Source organism: Achromobacter veterisilvae (assembly GCF_037619525.1).
Taxonomy (GTDB): Bacteria; Pseudomonadota; Gammaproteobacteria; order Burkholderiales; family Burkholderiaceae_B; genus Achromobacter; species Achromobacter veterisilvae.
Window position 1 is genome coordinate 2819522 of sequence record NZ_CP148753.1, and the last position, 18214, is coordinate 2837735.

20 protein-coding genes are annotated in these 18214 nt (G+C 67.3%); 13 read left to right on the top strand and 7 right to left on the bottom strand.

Going from position 1 to position 18214, the window contains the following annotated elements:
* The first annotated feature begins 9 nt into the window (after positions 1-9).
* The 3 genes from WHX56_RS12970 (at position 10) to WHX56_RS12980 (ending at position 3407) form a co-directional block, all read left to right on the top strand.
* The gene (locus WHX56_RS12970) at positions 10-1308 is read left to right on the top strand and encodes a sulfate adenylyltransferase subunit 1 (protein ID WP_287751591.1); all 1299 of its coding nucleotides are present in this window, start codon (positions 10-12) and stop codon (positions 1306-1308) included.
* 211 nt (positions 1309-1519) lie between these two features.
* Positions 1520-2860 (top strand): PA0069 family radical SAM protein, encoded by a 1341-nt coding sequence (locus WHX56_RS12975; RefSeq protein WP_338881397.1) that lies wholly within the window; start codon positions 1520-1522, stop codon positions 2858-2860.
* 73 nt (positions 2861-2933) lie between these two features.
* On the top strand, positions 2934-3407 hold the full coding sequence (locus tag WHX56_RS12980) for a hypothetical protein (RefSeq protein WP_338881399.1): 474 nt from the start codon (positions 2934-2936) through the stop codon (positions 3405-3407).
* A gap of 50 nt (positions 3408-3457) precedes the next feature.
* Here WHX56_RS12980 and WHX56_RS12985 read toward each other — a convergent pair whose 3' ends face one another.
* On the bottom strand, positions 3458-4330 hold the full coding sequence (locus tag WHX56_RS12985; protein ID WP_287751587.1) for a DMT family transporter: 873 nt from the start codon (positions 4328-4330) through the stop codon (positions 3458-3460).
* Positions 4331-4606: 276 nt separating this feature from the next.
* On the opposite strand from WHX56_RS12985, the gene rplS reads away from it, so the two are divergent.
* Together rplS and WHX56_RS12995 are read left to right on the top strand one after the other, a co-directional pair.
* On the top strand, positions 4607-4987 hold the full coding sequence (gene rplS / locus WHX56_RS12990) for a 50S ribosomal protein L19 (protein WP_043543023.1): 381 nt from the start codon (positions 4607-4609) through the stop codon (positions 4985-4987).
* 123 nt (positions 4988-5110) lie between these two features.
* Positions 5111-5842, top strand: coding sequence for a CoA pyrophosphatase (locus WHX56_RS12995; protein ID WP_129246241.1), 732 nt, complete (start codon positions 5111-5113; stop codon positions 5840-5842).
* 63 nt (positions 5843-5905) lie between these two features.
* Here the strand turns inward: WHX56_RS12995 and rsgA are convergent, their stop codons facing one another.
* Positions 5906-6868 (bottom strand): ribosome small subunit-dependent GTPase A, encoded by a 963-nt coding sequence (rsgA, locus tag WHX56_RS13000; RefSeq protein WP_287751583.1) that lies wholly within the window; start codon positions 6866-6868, stop codon positions 5906-5908.
* Positions 6865-8112 carry a M48 family metallopeptidase gene (locus WHX56_RS13005; RefSeq protein WP_338881402.1) on the bottom strand — a complete coding sequence of 416 codons (1248 nt, stop codon included), beginning with the start codon at positions 8110-8112 and terminating at the stop codon, positions 6865-6867. The genes rsgA and WHX56_RS13005 overlap by 4 nt, the downstream gene beginning before the upstream one ends.
* 61 nt (positions 8113-8173) lie before the next feature.
* Between WHX56_RS13005 and orn the strand changes: the two genes are divergently transcribed.
* Positions 8174-8719, top strand: coding sequence for an oligoribonuclease (gene orn, locus WHX56_RS13010; RefSeq protein ID WP_043543026.1), 546 nt, complete (start codon positions 8174-8176; stop codon positions 8717-8719).
* An 11-nt stretch (positions 8720-8730) separates the two neighbouring features.
* Positions 8731-9723: a sigma-54 dependent transcriptional regulator gene (locus WHX56_RS13015; RefSeq protein WP_338881403.1), complete on the top strand. Its 993-nt coding sequence runs from the start codon at positions 8731-8733 to the stop codon at positions 9721-9723.
* Here the strand turns inward: WHX56_RS13015 and WHX56_RS13020 are convergent.
* From WHX56_RS13020 to WHX56_RS13030, 3 genes are read right to left on the bottom strand one after another with little or no spacing between them, the layout of a single operon-like run.
* A complete protein-coding gene (locus tag WHX56_RS13020; protein ID WP_129246235.1) occupies positions 9710-10675 on the bottom strand; it encodes a tripartite tricarboxylate transporter substrate-binding protein in 966 nt (321 codons plus the stop codon). The genes WHX56_RS13015 and WHX56_RS13020 overlap by 14 nt on opposite strands.
* A gap of 57 nt (positions 10676-10732) precedes the next feature.
* Entirely contained in the window at positions 10733-11059 is a 327-nt protein-coding gene (locus tag WHX56_RS13025) for a DUF4387 domain-containing protein (RefSeq protein WP_129246233.1), read from the bottom strand.
* A 12-nt stretch (positions 11060-11071) separates the two neighbouring features.
* Positions 11072-12433 (bottom strand): acyclic terpene utilization AtuA family protein, encoded by a 1362-nt coding sequence (locus WHX56_RS13030; RefSeq protein ID WP_129246231.1) that lies wholly within the window; start codon positions 12431-12433, stop codon positions 11072-11074.
* Positions 12434-12657: 224 nt separating this feature from the next.
* Between WHX56_RS13030 and WHX56_RS13035 the strand changes: the two genes are divergently transcribed.
* Positions 12658-13293, top strand: a complete 636-nt coding sequence (locus WHX56_RS13035) for an NAD(P)H-hydrate epimerase (protein WP_338881405.1) — start codon at positions 12658-12660, stop codon at positions 13291-13293.
* Positions 13294-13327: 34 nt separating this feature from the next.
* Here the strand turns inward: WHX56_RS13035 and paaX are convergent, their stop codons facing one another.
* Entirely contained in the window at positions 13328-14257 is a 930-nt protein-coding gene (gene paaX, locus WHX56_RS13040; RefSeq protein ID WP_129246227.1) for a phenylacetic acid degradation operon negative regulatory protein PaaX, read from the bottom strand.
* A gap of 173 nt (positions 14258-14430) precedes the next feature.
* Here paaX and paaA point away from each other — a divergent pair, with 173 nt between their 5' ends.
* The 5 genes from paaA to paaE all read left to right on the top strand — a co-directional run bounded on the left by paaA (position 14431) and on the right by paaE (position 18173).
* Entirely contained in the window at positions 14431-15420 is a 990-nt protein-coding gene (gene paaA / locus WHX56_RS13045) for a 1,2-phenylacetyl-CoA epoxidase subunit PaaA (protein ID WP_043543032.1), read from the top strand.
* An 83-nt stretch (positions 15421-15503) separates the two neighbouring features.
* Positions 15504-15788 carry a 1,2-phenylacetyl-CoA epoxidase subunit PaaB gene (paaB, locus tag WHX56_RS13050; RefSeq protein WP_013392438.1) on the top strand — a complete coding sequence of 95 codons (285 nt, stop codon included), beginning with the start codon at positions 15504-15506 and terminating at the stop codon, positions 15786-15788.
* A gap of 15 nt (positions 15789-15803) precedes the next feature.
* Positions 15804-16568, top strand: coding sequence for a 1,2-phenylacetyl-CoA epoxidase subunit PaaC (paaC, locus tag WHX56_RS13055; protein WP_338881406.1), 765 nt, complete (start codon positions 15804-15806; stop codon positions 16566-16568).
* Entirely contained in the window at positions 16565-17071 is a 507-nt protein-coding gene (paaD, locus tag WHX56_RS13060; protein ID WP_129246221.1) for a 1,2-phenylacetyl-CoA epoxidase subunit PaaD, read from the top strand. The genes paaC and paaD overlap by 4 nt, the downstream gene beginning before the upstream one ends.
* A 13-nt stretch (positions 17072-17084) precedes the next feature.
* Positions 17085-18173 carry a 1,2-phenylacetyl-CoA epoxidase subunit PaaE gene (gene paaE / locus WHX56_RS13065; protein WP_129246219.1) on the top strand — a complete coding sequence of 363 codons (1089 nt, stop codon included), beginning with the start codon at positions 17085-17087 and terminating at the stop codon, positions 18171-18173.
* Positions 18174-18214: the final 41 nt, after the last annotated feature.

Here is an 18214-nt window from a genome sequence, read left to right on the forward strand (position 1 = left end):
GGGACGCACATGAACGCACTGAACGATTCTTTTCTCTCCGGCGCCGATACGGGCGTGCTGCGCCTGATCACCGCGGGGTCCGTGGACGACGGCAAGTCCACGCTGATCGGCCGCCTGCTGTACGACAGCAAGGGCGTGTTCGCCGACCAACTGGACGCGATCTCGCGCGCCAAGCACAAGCGGGTGGCGGGCGACGGCATCGACTTCTCGCTGCTGACCGACGGCCTGGAGGCCGAGCGCGAGCAGGGCATCACCATCGACGTGGCCTACCGCTATTTTTCCACGCCCTCGCGCAAGTTCATCATCGCCGACGCGCCGGGCCATGAGCAGTACACGCGCAACATGGTGACGGGCGCGTCGACCGCGGACGTGGCCGTCATCCTGATCGACGCCACCCGGGCGGCCGACGGCAAGCTGCTGCCGCAGACCAAGCGGCACAGCACGATCGCGCGCCTGCTGGGCATCCGCCATATCGTGGTCGCGGTCAACAAGATGGACCTGGTGGAATGGGACCGCGCCGTGTTCGAGCGCATCCGCGACGCCTATGCCGAGCTGGCCGGCAAGCTCGGCATCGCGCACTTCGACGCGTTGCCGCTGTCCGCGCTGAACGGCGACAACGTCGTCACGCTGTCGCCGAAGACGCCATGGTACGAAGGGCAGCCGTTGCTGGCCTTGCTGGAATCGCTGGACCTCGCCAGCGACGGCCGCACCGCGCCGCTGCGCTTCCCGGTGCAATGGGTGGCGCGCCACGACGGCGATCGCAAGGAGGACTTCCGCGGTTATGCCGGGCGCGTGGCCAGCGGCGTGCTGCGCCCGGGCGATGAAGTCGCGGTGCAGCCGTCCGGCGTGACGGCCGTGGTGCGCGAAGTGCGGGCCTTCGACCGCGCGCTGGACGAGGCGGTGGCGGGCGATTCGATAACGCTGGTGCTGGACCGCGACGTGGACGTATCGCGCGGCGACGTGATCGTGCACGCGGCCGCGCCCGCGCGGGTCGCGCGCGAGTTCGAGGCCGAGCTGTGCTGGCTCGATGCGCAGGCGTTGAATCCGGCGCGCAAGTACCTGCTGAAATCCGGAACGCGATTGACGTCCGCGAAGATACGCGCGGTGCTGTCGCATCGGGACATCCATGAACTGCAGGAAGTGGAGAACACCGAAGGCACGCTGCGCATGAACGATATCGGGCGCGTGACGTTCACGACCCGCGACTCGCTGGCGGTCGACCGCTATGCCGACGTGCCCGCGACGGGGGCCTTCATTCTGATCGACGAGGCCACGCACCAGACCGCGGCGGCGGGCATGCTGCGTTAAGCCGAAAGAGGCCGGAGAACAACGGATCTCCGGCCCGGATTTTGCTGTTGTTTTTCTGCCAAACCTAGTACTGGCGCGGGTTTCCAGGCGATATCGCCTGGTGAAACCGATTTGTCCGGACGGCGTCCGCGTCTTGCGGTAAAGTGGGGTTGTCTTACGAAAAGGCTTTTGGTGCTTGTCAAAACCACTGTGTTTTTGTACAGTAGTTTTCATGGCACGCACCGATCATTCTTTTCCCGCCGGTTCTGGGTCCCCGGCTGCCGCCCCCGCCGCCTTGCGCGGTCGGGGTGCGGTTACTAATGTTCGGCATCGCTTTCAGCGCGATGACCGCGTGCAGGTCGACGACGGCTGGTCCGCTTCCGGATTGCCCGCCGACTTCGTAGATTCCGTCCCCGATAATTTTTCCGACACCGCGCCCAGGGTCATCCCGATCCTGCCCGACACGCGCCATGCTCCTCCCGCGCCCAAGACCACGGTCACCGCGGAAGAGGCCCGCAAGATGCTGTCGCGCAATGATTCGCCCGACATTCCCTTCGACGTCGCCGTCAATCCGTACCGGGGCTGCGAGCACGGCTGCGTGTACTGCTACGCCCGGCCCACCCATTCCTACCTGGGCTACTCTCCCGGGCTGGATTTCGAGACGCGGCTGGTGGCCAAGGCCAATGCCGTCCAGGCCCTGCGCGCCGAACTCGGCCGGCCCGGGTACAAGCCGTCGCCCATCAACATCGGCTCGGCCACGGACCCGTACCAGCCCATCGAACGCGAATGGCGCCTGACGCGCGGCCTGCTGGAACTCATGCTGGAAACCCGGCATCCGCTCACCATCGTGACGAAGAACGGGCTGGTCGCCCGCGACCTGGATCTCCTCGCGGCGCTGGCCGAGCAGAAGCTGGTAGTGGTTTACATGAGCATCACCACGCTGGACGCCGGCATGGCCCGCACGCTGGAGCCCCGCGCCGCCGCGCCCTGGCGCCGCCTGGAAGCCGTGCGCAGCCTGACGGACGCGGGCGTGCCGGTGGGCGTGCTGGTGGCGCCCGTCATTCCGTTCATCAACGACGAATCCATGGAACACATCCTCCAGGAGTCCAAGGCGGCGGGCGCGCATTACGCCAGCTACACCGTCCTGCGCCTGCCCTGGGAGGTCAAGACCCTGTTCGAGGACTGGCTGAACGTCCATTTTCCCGACCGGGCCCAGCGCGTGCTGCATCGGGTCGAAGACCTGCGCAACGGGCGGCGCAACGATCCCAACTTCGGTACGCGCATGCGCGGAACCGGCGTCTGGGCCGACCTGCTGCGCCAGCGTTTCGCCGTGGCCACGCGCAAGCTCGGGCTGAACCGGCACCGCCTGGCCCTGGACTGCGACCGTTTCCTGCGTCCGGCCGGCGCCCCCGGCACGGCGGGAGCGGCTTCCGATTTCCTATCCCCGGTTGGCGCGCAAGCGTCTTCAGGGGTCCCTTTTCCTGCCGCACGGCCCGTTGCCGGCGGCGCGCGAGGGCGCGGAATGCGCCAGTTGCACGCCGCGGCCGCGGGCCAGTTGTCGTTGTTCGATTGACCGCCGGCTGACGCCGCGGAGGGTGGCCAGGGCGCCGTGTCTTGGCGCCGGTTCGTCTTTACTAGGAGTTCCTATGAACACCGCTGATATTTCCGTCCTGTCGGATGAGCTTGCCGTCTCGCTGAACCCGCTGCGCCGCGGGGCGCACCGCGCCCGTGCCGCTTGCGCCAGGCTGGCGGGGCTGGCCCTGCCCTGGAACGCGTCCTCGGCCGGCGCCGCGCCTCGCCAGCGCGCGCGTCCGGGCTCCACGCCCGCCCGTTGGCCGTTCCCGCCCGCGCCGGCCGAAGAGGGCCTGCTGGCTGGCAAGGGGCCGGCTCCGGTGTCCGTGCCGGCGCCCGAGGTCCGTCCCGCCGCACCGGCCGCACCCCTCGCGCCGGGCCTGGCGGCGGCGCCCGCCGCGCGCGAACGCAGCCTGGGCAACGCCACGGCCGAACCCGTAACGGCAGGCATGACCCGCAAGGCAATGCTGATCGACGTGGCGATGGTGCTGGCCTGGGGCGCCATCATCCCCGGGCTGATGTGGCTGGGCGCCGCCGCCGGTTTCTGAGCCGTCCCGGCGTTCGGGCGAAGCTGGAACCTAGAACGGATTCCTGGCGTTTAGCTGGATCCCAGCAGCACCACGCCCACCAGGATGGACAGGCAGCCGGCCAAGCGGCCCGGCCCCACTTTTTCGCGCAGCAGGAACATGCCCGCCAGGGTGCCCAGCATCATGGACATCTCGCGCGCAGGCGCAACCAGGCTCAGCGGCGCGCCGTTGCGCAAGGCGTACAGCACCAGGATGTAGCCTAGCGGCGACAACAGGCCGACCGCCAGCGCCAGGTGCCAATACCCGCGCATGGATTCCCAGGCCTGGGCCCGGCGGTGCAGCATATGGGGGGTCATCATGGCCGTGCGGGTCACGCAGGTGAACCAGTCGAACAGCACCGGGCTGATCAGCAGTACCTTCACGCCATAGGCATCCACGACGGTATAGGCCGCGATGAAAAGGCCGATCACCATGCCCCAGCGTACGCCGATCCAGGCCTGCGCCTGCTTGAAGATGGCCAGCCGGCCCTGCGTCGCGATGAGCAGCACGCCGATCACCACGCACAGCATGCCGGCGATGCCGGTGCCGGTGGCGGGTTCGCGCAGCAATAGAAAGGCCCCCGTGGTGGAGAGCAGGGGGCCGGTGCCGCGGGCAATGGGATAGACCACCGACAGGTCGGCCACCTGGTAGCCGCGCTGCAGGCACAGGCTGTAGCCCAAATGCAACAAGCTCGAGGTCAGGATGGCGCCGACCACGGGCCAGGTCCAGTTCATGCCGTCGTGCATCAGCACCCAGACGACCCACGGCGCATACAGCACCGAGGCGCACAGCCCATAGGCGAAGACAAACGGAGCGCCCACCATGGCCGCGCGCTTGGCGAGCAGATTCCACGTTGCGTGGGCCATCGCCGCCAGGACGACCAAAATCAGGGACGAGTACGACATGAGGGGAAACCGCGCCGTATGACGTGTTTGTTACAGAGAACGGAAGAGTACCCCAAACCGGGGCGGGCCGGGCTCATGTTACCTGAGGCTTGCCATGATTTTTGGTGTAGAATCATTGGTTTGCCAAATCTCATCCTCTGCTTGCGGCACATGTATCGGGGTCCGGCTTCATGCTGGGCGGCCATGCACACGCGATTAGGTGCAAACCACAGCGCGTGAACAACATCGAACGGCAAAAGTTTCAGTCCGCAACGACATGATGATCTAGGAGTTCTCATGAACCTTATCGCTATCCTGGAACAGGAAGAAATCGCCCGTCTGACCGGCGGCGTGGCCAAGCCTGAATTTGCTCCCGGTGACACCGTCATCGTGAGCGTGAACGTCGTTGAAGGCACCCGCAAGCGCGTGCAGGCTTTCGAAGGCGTTGTCATCGCCAAGCGCAACCGCGGCCTGAACTCCGCGTTCACCGTGCGCAAGATTTCGTCGGGCGAAGCCGTGGAACGTACGTTCCAGCTTTACTCGCCGCAAATCGCCGGCATCGAAGTCAAGCGCCGCGGCGACGTGCGCCGCGCCAAGCTGTACTACCTGCGCAACCGCTCGGGCAAGTCGGCGCGTATCAAGGAAAAGCTGGTCAGCAAGCAAGCCTCGGCGGCTTGATCGCTTATCGGTACACGGCCCTGCCAGTGTCGGACGCTTACGCCTTCCCGCGTTTTCGTCCGGCACGGGTTTCCGGGTTAAAAAGGCACCTGCGAGGGTGCCTTTTTCTTTTCAAAAAGCCGTATGTCTGATTCCTCGTCTTCCCCGCGGCCCCGGAGGCCGCTGGCGCGTCCCGGCTTCGATCCGGCGACGCAACCGTGGGTGCTGGCCAACGAGTCCCTGCCGGCTGTGCCTGCCCGCCTGCTGACCCCGGATTCGCTGCGGGGCACGCTCAGCCAGCCGTCCACCTGGACGCTGGAGCTGTCGCGCGACACCGACCTGCGCTATCCGGGCCGCGAAGGCGCGCCCGTGCCGGCCGCGGTGCTGATTCCGCTGGTGACGCGCGACAACGGCGTATCCATCATGCTGACGCAGCGCGCCGCCCACCTGCACGACCATGCAGGCCAGATCAGCTTTCCGGGCGGGCGCATCGAACTCAGCGACTCCACGCCGGAGGCGGCCGCCTTGCGCGAAGCGCAGGAAGAAACCGGCCTGCCGGCCAGCTATGTGGAAGTGCTGGGCAGCATGCCGCCGTACCTGACGGCGACGGGATTCTCCATCATCCCCGTAGTGTCGCTCGTGCGTCCCGGCTTCAATCTGGCGCCCGATGCGTTCGAAGTGGCCGAGGTGTTCGAGGTGCCGCTGTCGTTCCTGATGGATCCCGGCAACCACCGCCTGTACGAGGCCCGGCTGGACGACGGCCGGGTGCGCCAGTATTACGGAATGCCCTACGGCAAGCATTTCATCTGGGGGGCGACGGCAGGCATGCTGCGCAACCTCTACCACCTGCTGCGCCACGGCTTCACGCCGCGCTGACCCGCCGATTGCATGCGGGTGCCGGGCACCTTTACCAGGCGAGGTGTCTGACACCGGGTCAGTTCAATAACGCTGCTGCCCCGCCAGGTTCTCTTCCAGGATGCGTTGGTACAGCGCGTAGCGCGCCGGATCGATGGCGCCGGCCTCCAGGGCGGCGACCACGCCGCAGCCGGGTTCGTGCCGGTGGGTGCAGTTGTAGAAACGGCACTGTTCGATGGGTTGCGTGAATTCCGGGAAGCCGCGGATGATGTCCTCGCGGCTCAGGTGCTGCAGGCCGAAGGCCTGGAAGCCCGGGGAGTCGATCAGGTCGCCGCCCGGGGCGGGCAGGTGGTAGAGCCGGGTGCTGGTGGTGGTGTGCTTGCCCATGTCCAGGGCGGTGGAGTGTTCGCGCGTGGGCGCGGCCGCGTCCGGCACCAGGGCGTTGAGCAGCGTCGATTTGCCCATGCCGCTTTGTCCGAGCAGCAGGCTGGTGTGCCCGGCCAGGCGCGGCGCGAGCACGGCGTGCACTTTCTCGGGTTCCAGCGCGCTGAGTTCGATCACGTCCACGCCCAGCGCCGCGATCGGCGCCAGCCGCGCGCGCGCCGCCGGCAGCGCGTCCGCCAGGTCGGTCTTGTTCAGGACGACGATAGGCGCGATCCCGGCGCTCCACGCGCCGGCAAGGGCGCGCCCGGTCAGGTCGTCGGAAAAGGTGGGCTGCACGGCGATGACGATCAGCAGTTGGTCCACATTGGACGCGAACTGCTTGGAGCGCATTTCATCGGAACGGTACAGCAGGTTGCGCCGGGGCAGGATGGCGTCGATGGCGCCTTCGTCCTTGCCTTGAGGCGTGATGCGCACGAGGTCGCCCACGGCGGCCCCGGCCTTCTTGCCGCGCGGAAAGCACTTGCGCAGCGTGCCGTCGGCAAGCTCCACGGTGTAGTGGCGCCCGTGTGCCGCGATGATGCGGCCCTCGTTCGGCGCGGCGGCCTGCGCGCTGGCGTGTTGCCCGTTCTGGTAAGCGCCCTTGGGGCGGCTCGGGCCGCTCATGCGGGCGCCATCAGGTGGCGGATGCGCACGGCGGCGGGGGGATGGCTGTCGTAGAAGGCGGAATGCACGGGGTCGGGGGTCAGTGTGGCGGCGTTGTCGTCGTAGAGTTTGACCAGCGCGGAGACCAGGCGTTCCGCCGAACTCTGTTCGGCCGCATAGCGGTCCGCTTCGAATTCGTCGCGACGCGAGTACCAACTGGCCAGGGGCGTCAGCATGAAGGTGAATACGGGGATGGCCAGGAAGAACAGCAGCAGCGCCATCGCGTCGTTGCGTCCGCCCAGTTGCGGCAGCACGCCCAGCCCCACGTAGAACCAGGGCTGCTGGGAAACCCAGCCCAGGATGGCGAAGAACGCCAGCGCGGCGGCGAAGCTGAACACGATGCGCTTGACGATGTGGCGCTTGGCGAAATGGCCCAGCTCGTGCGCCAGCACCGCCTCGATCTCGTCGCCGTTCAGCCGCGCCAGCAGCGTGTCGAAGAACACGATGCGGCGCGAGCGCCCGAAGCCCGTGAAATAGGCGTTGCCGTGGGCGGAGCGGCGCGAGCCGTCCATCACGAACAGCCCGTTCAGCGCGAAGCCGCAGCGCTGCGCCAGGCGCTGGATGCGGCCGGACAGTTCCGGGTCGGACAGCGGGGTGAACTTGTTGAAGAGCGGGGCGATGAACATCGGGTAGACGATCAGCAGCGCCAGGTTGAAGACCGTCCACAGCGCCCAGGCCCAGATCCACCAGTACGCGCCGGCGCTGCCCATCAGCCACAGCACCGCCGCCGCCAGCGGCAGGCCCAGCACCGCGGCCACCGCCAGGCCCTTCAAGGCGTCGGCGGCGAACAACTGCGGGGTCATGCGGTTGAAGCCGAAGCGGGCCTCCAGCCGGAATTGCCGCCACAAGGTGAAGGGCAGGCCCAGCAGGCCCAGCAGCAGCGCCACGGCGACCAGCAACAGCATCTGCCGGAGGAAGTCGTTGCTGGTAAGCTGGCCTACCATCAGGTCGATGAATTGCAGCCCGCCCATCAAGGTCAGGCACACCAGCAGGACGGCGTCGTAGGTGCGCTCCAGCATGCCCAGCTTGACCCGCGCCACGGTGTAGTCGGCCGCGCGCTGATGGCTCGCCAGCCCGATCCGGTGGGAGAATTCGGACGGCACCTGGCCGCGGTTGAGCGCGACGTGGCGGATCTGCCGCGACGCCAGCCACAGGCGCACGGCAATATCGGTCAGCAGGAAGGCGACGAACAGCAAAGTGAACATGGGCGTTGCGGATGGCTTAATTAGGTATATGCGAAAATCGCGTGTTTTATAGGTAAATTATATGGCTGTGAATGAAAACCGCCTGGTCTGGCTGGATATGGAAATGACCGGCCTGGACCCTGAAAAAGAACGCATCATCGAGGTCGCCGTGGTGGTGACCGAGGCTGACCTGACGGTCGTGGCCGAAGGCCCCGTGCTGGTGGTGCACCAGCCCGACAGCCTGCTCGACGCCATGGACAACTGGAACAAGTCCACGCACGGCAAGAGCGGGCTGATCGACAAGGTCAAGGCGTCCACCGTGTCCGAGGCGCAGGCAGAGGATACGCTGTTGGCGTTTCTCGCGCAGCATGTGCCGGCCGGAAAGTCGCCGCTGTGCGGCAATACCATCAGCCAGGACCGCCGGTTCATGTTTGCTTACATGCCGCGCCTGGAGCAGTTCTTCCATTACCGCAACCTCGACGTCAGCACGCTGAAGGAACTGGCGCGCCGCTGGGCGCCCGCGGTCTACAAGGGCTTCGAGAAGAAGAGCCGCCACGAAGCGCTGGCGGACATCTACGAATCGATCGACGAACTGAAGTACTACCGCGAACACTTCCTGAAAGTGTAGCGGCCGCGTCCATGCCGACCGCCCCGTTCGCCTGCGAGCCGCTCATCGGCGACCATCCGTCGATGGCGGCGCTGCGCGATCTGGTGCGCCGGGTTGCGCGCAGCCGCGCCAGCATCGTCCTCATCTACGGCGAAACCGGCACCGGCAAGGGACTGGTCGCCCGCAGCCTGCATGCGCAGTCGGCGCGCGCGGACAAGGGCTATACCGAGATCAACTGCGCCGCCATTCCCGGCAATCTGCTCGAGTCCGAGCTTTTCGGCCACGAACGGGGCGCGTTCACCGGGGCCGTGGCGCGCAAGACCGGCCTGCTCGAGGCCGCCAATGGCGGCAGCGTGTTCCTGGACGAGATCCGGGAGCTGGATCCGGTCATGCAGGCCAAGATCCTGACGCTGCTGGACAGCCGGCGCTTCCGGCGCATCGGCTCGGTGCAGGAGGTCTCGATCGACGCCCGGTTCATCGCCGCTACCAACAAGATCCTGCTGGGGGAAGTCCAGGCGGGCCGGTTCCGGGACGACCTCTATTACCGGCTGCAGGTCGTGTCGATCAACCTGCCGCCCCTGCGCGAACGCGGCGACGACGTGCTGGTGCTTGCGCAGCGTTTCCTGGAGCGATACAACGCCACCCACGGCAGCGGCTTCACCGCCATCGATCCCGAGGTCCGGCGCATTTTCAGGACCTATGCGTGGCCGGGCAATGTGCGCGAACTGAGCAATCTGCTCGAACGGATCTGCATCCTGGAAGACGGCGACACCGTGCTGCCGCAACACCTGCCGCAGCGCATCCTGCGCGACGCGGGCAAGCCCGCGCCGTCGCCGGCGTCCCCCTCCGCCGGCGGCTACGCGGATCAGACCGCGCAGTTCCAGCGCGGCCTGATCCGCGCGGCCCTGCGGGCCGAGGACGGCAACCTGGGCCGCGCCGCGCAGCGCCTGGGCCTGACGCGGCATGCCCTGCGGCACCAGATGGTCAAGCTGGGGCTGGGGCCCGTCGACGCTATTCCGAACTGATGCCGTGCTTGCGGGCGATCCCTTGCCACAGGGATAGTTCATCGCGCACGCGCTCGCCGAACTCGGCGCTGGACTGGCGGGCCGGCACGGTGCCGTCGATGTCGAGCAGCGCCGACATCTCCGGCGAAGCCGAGATCTCGTTCAGCGCCGCATTGAGCCGATCGATGTAGGGCTGCGGCGTGCCCGCCGGCGCGAACACGCCCACCCAGATCTGCACCGAATAGCCCGGCAGGGTCTGCGCGGCGGGGGGCAGGCCGGGAAAGGCGGGTTGGGGCGCCTCCGCGGTCGTGGCCAGCAGCTTGACCTTCTTGCCCTGCACGACGGGGGCCAGCGTGCTGTAGTTGGACAGCATGACGTCGATCAGGCCGCCCGCCAGGTCCGAGGCCGCGTTGGCCGCGCCCTTGTAGGGAACGTGCGTCATCGCCGTGCCCGCCGCGTCGTCCAGCATGACCGTCGCCAGGTGCGCCAGCGAGCCGACGCCGGCCGAACCATAGTTCAGGGCGCCGGGCCGCTTGCGGGCCGCCTCCAGCAGTTGTTGCAGCGACCCGTAGGGCGTCTGCGCCGAGGTCGCGATGACCAGCGGGCCCTGGCCTATCATCGCGACCGGGGCGAATTGCTTCAGCGGATCGTAGGGCAGGTGCGGCTGGGTGGCGGCGGTGGTCAGGAAGGTGCTCGAAGTCAGGAGCAGCACCGAACCGTCCTTGGCCGAGCGCGCGACGTACTCGGAGCCGATCGCGCCGGCGGCGCCGCCGCGGTTCTCGACGATGACGGTGTTGCCGAACCGGGCGGCGAGTTGCGGCGCTATCGCGCGGGCGATCGCGTCGTTGCTGGCGCCGGCGGTGAACGGCACCACGATCTTGACCTGTTTGGGCACGTCGGGCTGGGCCGCGGCCGCCGCGCCGGCCAGGGCGGCCCCGGCCAGGAACAACAAGGTTTCTTTTAGCGCTTTCATGATCGATTCTCGAAGGAAGCGGAAAGGGGCGGGCGCCGTTCCCGGCGCCCGCGGCGTTCAGTCCGGCATGGGGACCGCGATGTCGAGCAGCGGCGCGTATTGCTGCGCCCCGAAGATATCGCCGTCGCCGGCGGATCCGCTGGGAGCCAGCCGGTAGATCGTGAACTTGATGGCCAGGCCGGGATCGTAATGCACGAAGTCGGAGATGCGGCCGTCCTCGATCCGGTACAGGGCCGCCACGCTGGCGCGCGTCACCGCGCCGGAGCGCTTGACCGCCTCGTAGACCGACGGATCCCGGAAGATGATGTCGAAGGTGATTTTGTTCACGCCCGCGTTCTTGCTGCGGATGGTCTTGGCCAGGGTGCTGAGTTTCTGGGTGCTCATGGTCTTGCCGGCTCAGGCGCCAGCCTCGGTGAGGTGGGTCGGGAAGAGTTCGCCGGCATTGTCCACCGGCAAGGTATGGTTCAGGGTCCAGCGGTAGGCCGCGCTCGTGCGCACCACTTCGTCCAGCGGGAACGACACCGAGCCGGCCGTGCCTTTCACGTCGGGCAGGCGGGCGTAGAACATCTGGCGCAAGCCCGTCAACGTCAGCTCTTCGGCCATGTCGCTCGTGGGGGCGACCCCCTGGACCATGACGCAGAGCTCATGGCCGGGCCGGTCCCGCAGCGGCTCCAGGTCGCCCATGACGCCGTCGCGCCCATACACCTTGTAGTGCAGCTCGTAGCCGGAATCGCCGAACCGTTCGCGCACTTTTTCGCGCGCCCAGCCGATGACGCGGTCCACGTTTTCGATGGTGTAGGGATCCCGTATGCCGCACAGTCCCATATAGCGTTCGCCGACCTTGCCGGAACCTTCCAGCTTCACGCGCACCTGGTCGGCGGGGTGGAAGCGCGAGCCGGTGATGCGGGTGGTCTTTTCGCTCAGTTGTTCATAGCTGCAATGGGTCATGTCCAGCTTGCCGCCCGCGAAATATTCTTCGTAGGGGTTGGACCGCTCGTACATCGCGTGGCCGGCGACCGACGCGATGGTGCAGCGCTGGTCGGGGTGCATGGCGGTGACGCGCACGTCTTCCGCCGAGATCTCGCCCATCACGGTTTCCTTGCCGCCATAGGGTTCGGCGCAGAAGGACGCGCATTCCAGCACCTTGCCGAGGTAGTAGGCCTTGTCCGCGTCGTAGCCCCGGTGCAGCGCGGGCGCGGCGAACACCGCGGCGTCCGAGCTGCGCCCGCCGATGATGACGTCCGCGCCGGCTTGCAGCAGTTCGAGATAGGGGTGCACGCCGGCCACCGCCACGATGCGGTCGGTGGCGTCGAGTTCCGCCTCCGTCAGGTCGGCGTAGCCGTCCAGCCCGGCCACCTGGGCGCCGTCGCGCAGCGCCTTGCGCACGCGCTCCTTGTCCACTTCGGAATAGAAGTAGCCGATCTTGAACGGCGCCAGCCCGTGTTCGGCGGCGATTTCCTTGATGAGCCGCACGTACAGGTCCACGCGGCTGTTGGAGCCGGTATCGCCGGCCGATCCCACGATCATGGGCACGCCCAGCTTGCGCGCGGCCAGGAGCATTTGCTCCAGGTCGTGGCGCTGCCACGCCTGCGGGCTGGTGGAAGTGTCGGAGCCCAGCGGCACCGGGCCCACGTCGTCGCTGCCCGAGTCGGCGGCGATGCAGTCCGGCCCGGCGGCAACGCCGCGCTGGAAACTCTCGGTACGCAGCGGGGCGAATCCTAAGTGCCCGTTCGGGCAGATGATGCTCATGGAACGCATTGGTATAGTCTCTTCGGTTGGGTCGTCCGGTATCGCTCGTACCGGCCCTGGCAATAACGCAAAATGCATGCCAGCCCAAAATGGCCGGGTCCCTGCCCGGGCGCCCCGCGAGTTTGCGGGGGCAGGGGCGCCGCCGGTTGCGCTATGTTGGAAAATTTTCACGCATTGCGTGAATTTCACGCACTCCCTTGCGGGCAGCCCGCCCGATACGCCAGGTATCCGCCATGCCTTCTTCCTATCCCGTAGCCCAGATCCGCGACGCCGAACGCCAGGCCCTGGCCGAGGGCAGGCGGTTGATGCCTTTGGCGGGGGCGGCCGCGGCCCGTTTCGTGGCGGAAAGGATCCAGCCCGGCACGGCCGTGCTGGCGTTGGCGGGCCCCGGCAACAACGGCGGCGACGCCCTGGTGGCGGCGACCCTGCTGCGCGCGATGGGCCACGACGCGCGCGTGCTGCTGCCCGCGGGCGCGCAGGGGCTGCCCGCCGACGCGGCCCGCGCGCATGCGGGGTGGACCGCCGCGGGCGGCGCGACGCTGTCCGCGCTCGAACCCGGCTTCGTGCCCGGCCTGGTCATCGACGGCCTGTTCGGCATCGGACTGAATCGGCCGCTGGGGGCCGACTGGCAGGCGCTGGTGGACACGGTCAACGGCTGGGGCGTCCCGGTGCTGGCGCTGGACGTGCCCAGCGGCGTGGACGCGGATACGGGCGAAGCCCTGGGGCGGCCGATCCGGGCGCGCTGGACCCTGTCCTTCATCGCCCGGGCCAGGGGGCTGGACCTGCCCGGGTCCGGCGCCGACGCCATCGGCGAATCGCACGTGGACACGCTGGGCGTGGCGATGCCGGCCGCGGGCGGCGAAGCCTGAGCGCAGCGGAAAGGCGGGGCGTCCGCCCAGCGCCTCAGGCGGGCCTGCCGCCGAAGCGCGACGCGATGTCGGCCGCCACCGGCGCGTACCGTTCGTTGTCGCGGCCGGCCAGGGCGTTCAGGTGGGCTTCCGAGGCATCGAACACCTGCCAATAGATGCGGCCGCAGATCTCGCGGGCCGCATGGCCGGGCCAGTTGTCGGGCAGCATGGGGCCGGGCAGTTGCGGATCGTGCAGCACGATCCGGCGCCAATTGTGCAGCAGCATGACGCGCACGATGAACGCCTCGGAAGGCGAAGGCGGGGTCTCCAGCAGCTTTTCCAGCGGGCCGAAGTTCTTCGTGAACTGCCGGTACTGCTCGGCCACGCCTTCCAGGTTCCAGCATTGCGAGGCCAGGCTGGCTATCGGCAGGCCGCCGGCGCCGGCGAGGTCGCGGGCCGACAGCACCAGCGCCCGGTCCGGGATGCCCAGCTTTTCCAGGATGTCGTGGGCCGCGCGCGCCTCGGTGTGCGGATGGGCGAAGAGCCCGGGCGCGATCATGCCGAATCCTTCCCAGACCAGTTCGCGGCGCAGTTCCGCGCGCTCGGCCAGGCCATTTCCGGTGCGCGGCAGCGCGACCAGCGTCCATTCCCCGTTCCATTCCTGCGGCGCGCCTTCATAGATGCGCTGGGAGGCGTGCGCGGTGTGGCGCAGGCCCTGTTCGGAGATCAGATAGAGGCTGCGCCGCCCGTGGCGTTCGGATTGCAGCCAGTTCTGGGCGACCAGCCGGAACACGCTGGTGCGCAGCAGGCGTTCATTGATGCCCAGCGGCGCCAGCAGTTCGATGAGGTCGCCCAGCCAGATGGCGCCGCCGTGTGGGGCCAGGGCGTCGCCCAGCAGGCTGACGCAGAGCGATTTCGCGCGCGGCGGATCGTTCTTGACCAGGCGGGACAGGAAGCGGTCCAGGGACGACTGAGGGTTTGCCATTAGAAGGGGCCGCGGGCGGCCGGTATCGGGTTCGGCAATATGATACATAAATCCAATGTGATACAGATTTGGGTTTGACAATGATTTTTTTGTATTAAATAATCCTCGTATGACATGACGGCACTGCGGAACGTTTGCTTTGCGTTTTCGCAAACCGTCTCAAGGAGACATACATGTACGCTCAACTCGTCGAAACCGGCGTCAAGCAGGTCAAGACCGCGGACCAGCTCGAAGGCCAGGAACAGGCGTTCCAGCGCCGCATCGACGACGGCATCCGCATCGAGGCCAAGGACTGGATGCCCGAGGCCTACCGCAAGACGCTCGTGCGCCAGATTTCCCAGCACGCGCATTCCGAAATCGTGGGCATGCTGCCCGAAGGCAACTGGATCACCCGCGCGCCTTCGCTCAAGCGCAAGGCCATCCTGCTGGCCAAGGTCCAGGACGAGGCCGGCCACGGGCTCTACCTGTACAGCGCTGCGGAAACTCTGGGCGTGTCGCGCGACGACCTGATCGACGACCTGCACGCCGGCCGCGCCAAGTACTCCAGCATCTTCAATTACCCCACGCTCAGTTGGGCCGACATCGGCATGATCGGCTGGCTGGTCGACGGCTCGGCGATCATCAACCAGATCCCGCTGTGCCGCTGCTCCTATGGCCCGTACGCGCGCGCCATGGTGCGCGTCTGTAAGGAGGAATCCTTCCACCAGCGCCAGGGCTACGACCTGCTGATGCAGATGTGCCTGCATGGCACGCCCGAGCAAAAGGCGATGGTGCAGGATTCCCTCAACCGCTGGTGGTGGCCCGCGCTGATGATGTTCGGCCCGAGCGATGCCGATTCCCCCAACAGCGCCCAGTCCATGGCGTGGAAGATCAAGCTCTTCTCCAACGACGAACTGCGCCAGAAGATGGTGGACCAGACCGTGCCGCAAGCCGAGTTCCTGGGCCTGACCGTTCCGGATCCCGACCTGAAGTGGAACGCCGAGCGCGGCCACTACGATTTCGGCGAGATCGACTGGAGCGAGTTCTACGCGGTGCTCAAGGGCAACGGCCCGTGCAACCGCGAACGCCTGGCGGCGCGCGTCAAGGCGCACGAGGACGGCGCCTGGGTGCGCGACGCCTTGGTCGCCTACGCCGACAAGCAGGCCGAGCGCAAGGCAGCTTGAGCCCGCGTTCGGGCTCCACTCTTCTTCACCACCATTGCAAACCGGAGCGCGCGGCGCGCGCCCGGCATTCGAGGACATCCATCATGAGCAAAGACTGGCCCCTGTGGGAAGTGTTCATCCGCAGCCAGCACGGCCTGGCCCACAAGCACGTCGGCAGCCTGCACGCCTCCGACGCCGAAATGGCGATCAACCACGCCCGCGACGTCTATACCCGCCGCAACGAAGGCCTGAGCATCTGGGTGGTGCGCGCTTCCGATATCTCGGCCAGCAGCCCGGGCGACAAGGACCCGCTGTTCGAGCCGGCCAACAGCAAGGTCTACCGGCATCCCACGTTTTTCCCGATGCCCGAAGAAATCAAGCACATGTAAGGCGGCGGGGGAGACATGGACAAGACTCTGTTTGAATACCTGCTGCGCCTGGGCGATTCCTCGCTCATCCTGTCGCAGCGCCTGGGCGCCTGGACCGGGCACGGCCCCATCCTGGAAGAAGACCTGGCGCTGACCAACACCGCGCTGGACCTGCTGGGCCAGGCCCGCATGTGGCTGACGCTGGCCGGCGAGGTCGAGGGCGCGGGCCGCGACGAAGATGCGCTGGCCTACCTGCGCGACGCGCACCAGTTCCACAACGCGCTGCTGGCGGAGCGGCCCAACGGCAACTACGCCGACACCATGGCGCGCCAGTTCCTGTTCGACGTCTGGCACTATTTCCTGCTGCAGCGCCTGGAAGGCTCGTCGGACGAGCGCGTCGCCGCCATCGCGGCCAAGTCCATCAAGGAAGTCACCTATCACGTGCGCCGTTCTTCGGACATGGTGGTGCGCCTGGGCGACGGCACGGCGGAAAGCCATGCCAGGATGCAGGCGGCCATCGATGACGCCTGGCGCTTCACGGGCGAACTGTTCGCCGACGACGCCATCGACCGGGACGTGGCGGCCCGCGGCATCGGCTGCGAGCTGTCCGCCCTGCGCCAGCCCTGGCTGGCCCACGTGCGCGAGGTGCTGGAGGAAGCCACCCTGGCGGTGCCGGACGAGGCCGCCGCCAACCACCTGGCCCACCGCGGCGGCCGCCAGGGCAGGCACACCGAGGAACTGGGCTACGTCCTGGCCGAAATGCAGTTCCTGCCGCGCGCCTATCCGGGAGCCAAGTGGTGAACGCGCTGGCGCCCGTTTCCGCCGACCAGGTATACGCCTGGCTGCAGGAGGTCCCCGATCCGGAGATCCCCGTGCTGTCCGTGGTGGACCTGGGCGTGGTGCGGGACGTGTCCTGGGACGACGGCGCCTGTGTCGTCGTCATCACGCCCACGTATTCCGGCTGTCCGGCCATGCGCGAGATCACCCAGGACATCCAGCAGACGCTGGCGCGCCACGGCGTCGCCGAGGTCCGCGTGGAAACCCGGCTGGCTCCGGCCTGGACCACCGACTGGATGAGCGAGAAGGGGCGCGAGGCGCTCAAGGGCTACGGCATCGCCGCGCCCGCCGAACGCGCCGTCGACATCTCCGGCATCAGCCGGCGCGCCGCCGGCCCCGCCATCGCCTGCCCGCGCTGCGGGTCGCGCGATACGCGCCTGGTCAGCAATTTCGGATCCACGTCGTGCAAGGCGCTGTATCGCTGCGTGTCCTGCCGCGAGCCCTTCGATTATTTCAAGACTCACTAAGAGCGGTTTCGAGATGAGCCAGAACCAATTCCATTCCTTGACGGTGGCGTCGGTGGCGCGCAATACGCGCGACGCCGTCGTCGTGACCTTCGACCTGCCCGAGACGCTGGCCGACGAGTTCGCCTTCCTGCCGGGCCAGTACCTGACCCTGCGCACCCGGCTCGACGGCGAAGAGCTGCGCCGCTCCTATTCCATCTGTTCCGCGCCGCACGACAAGCTGCTGCGCGTGGCGATCAAGAAGGTGGACGAAGGCGCGTTCTCAAGCTGGGCCAACCACGAGCTGCAGCCGGGCCAGACGCTGGAAGTCATGGCGCCGGCGGGCAATTTCACCGTCGATTTTTCTTCCGGGAACGAACGCCACTATGTGGCGTTCGCCGTAGGCAGCGGCATCACGCCGGTGTTTTCGCTGGTCAAGACCGCGCTGTCCACCGAGCCGCGCAGCAAGTTCACGCTGTTCTTCGGCAACCGCGCCTCGTCGGCGGTGCTGTTCCGCGAAGAAATCGAAGACCTGAAGAACCTCTATATGGAGCGCTTCTCGCTGGTCTACATCATGAGCCGCGAGACCCAGGACATCGAACTCTTCAACGGCCGCCTGGACGGCGACAAGGTCGACCAGCTCATGTCGGCCTGGATGAGTCCCGAGGATATCGATTACGCTTTTGTCTGTGGTCCGCAGACCATGACCGAAAGCGTGGTCGAGCGGCTGCAGGCCCGCGGCATCCCGAAGGCGAACATCAAGTTCGAACTCTTCGGCGCGCCGAAGGGGCCGCGCGCGTTGCGCACCGGCCAGGACGCCCGCCAGGCGCCCGGCAAGGGGCAGTGCGAGGTTACCGTGGTGCAGGACGGCCACAGCCGTATGTTCGTCATCGACAAGAACAAAGACAGCGTGCTGGATTCGGCGCTGGCGCAAGGGATCGAGCTGCCGTATTCGTGCAAGGGCGGGGTGTGTTCCACCTGCCGCTGCAAGGTCATCGAGGGCGAGGTGGACATGGACGCCAACTTCGCCCTGGAAGACTACGAAGTGGCGCGCGGCTTCATCCTGAGCTGCCAGAGCTTCCCGGTCAGCGACCGCCTGGTCATCGACTTCGACCAGGAAACCTGACCTGGCCCGCGCCAGGCAGAAAACCATATCCCCATTGGAGA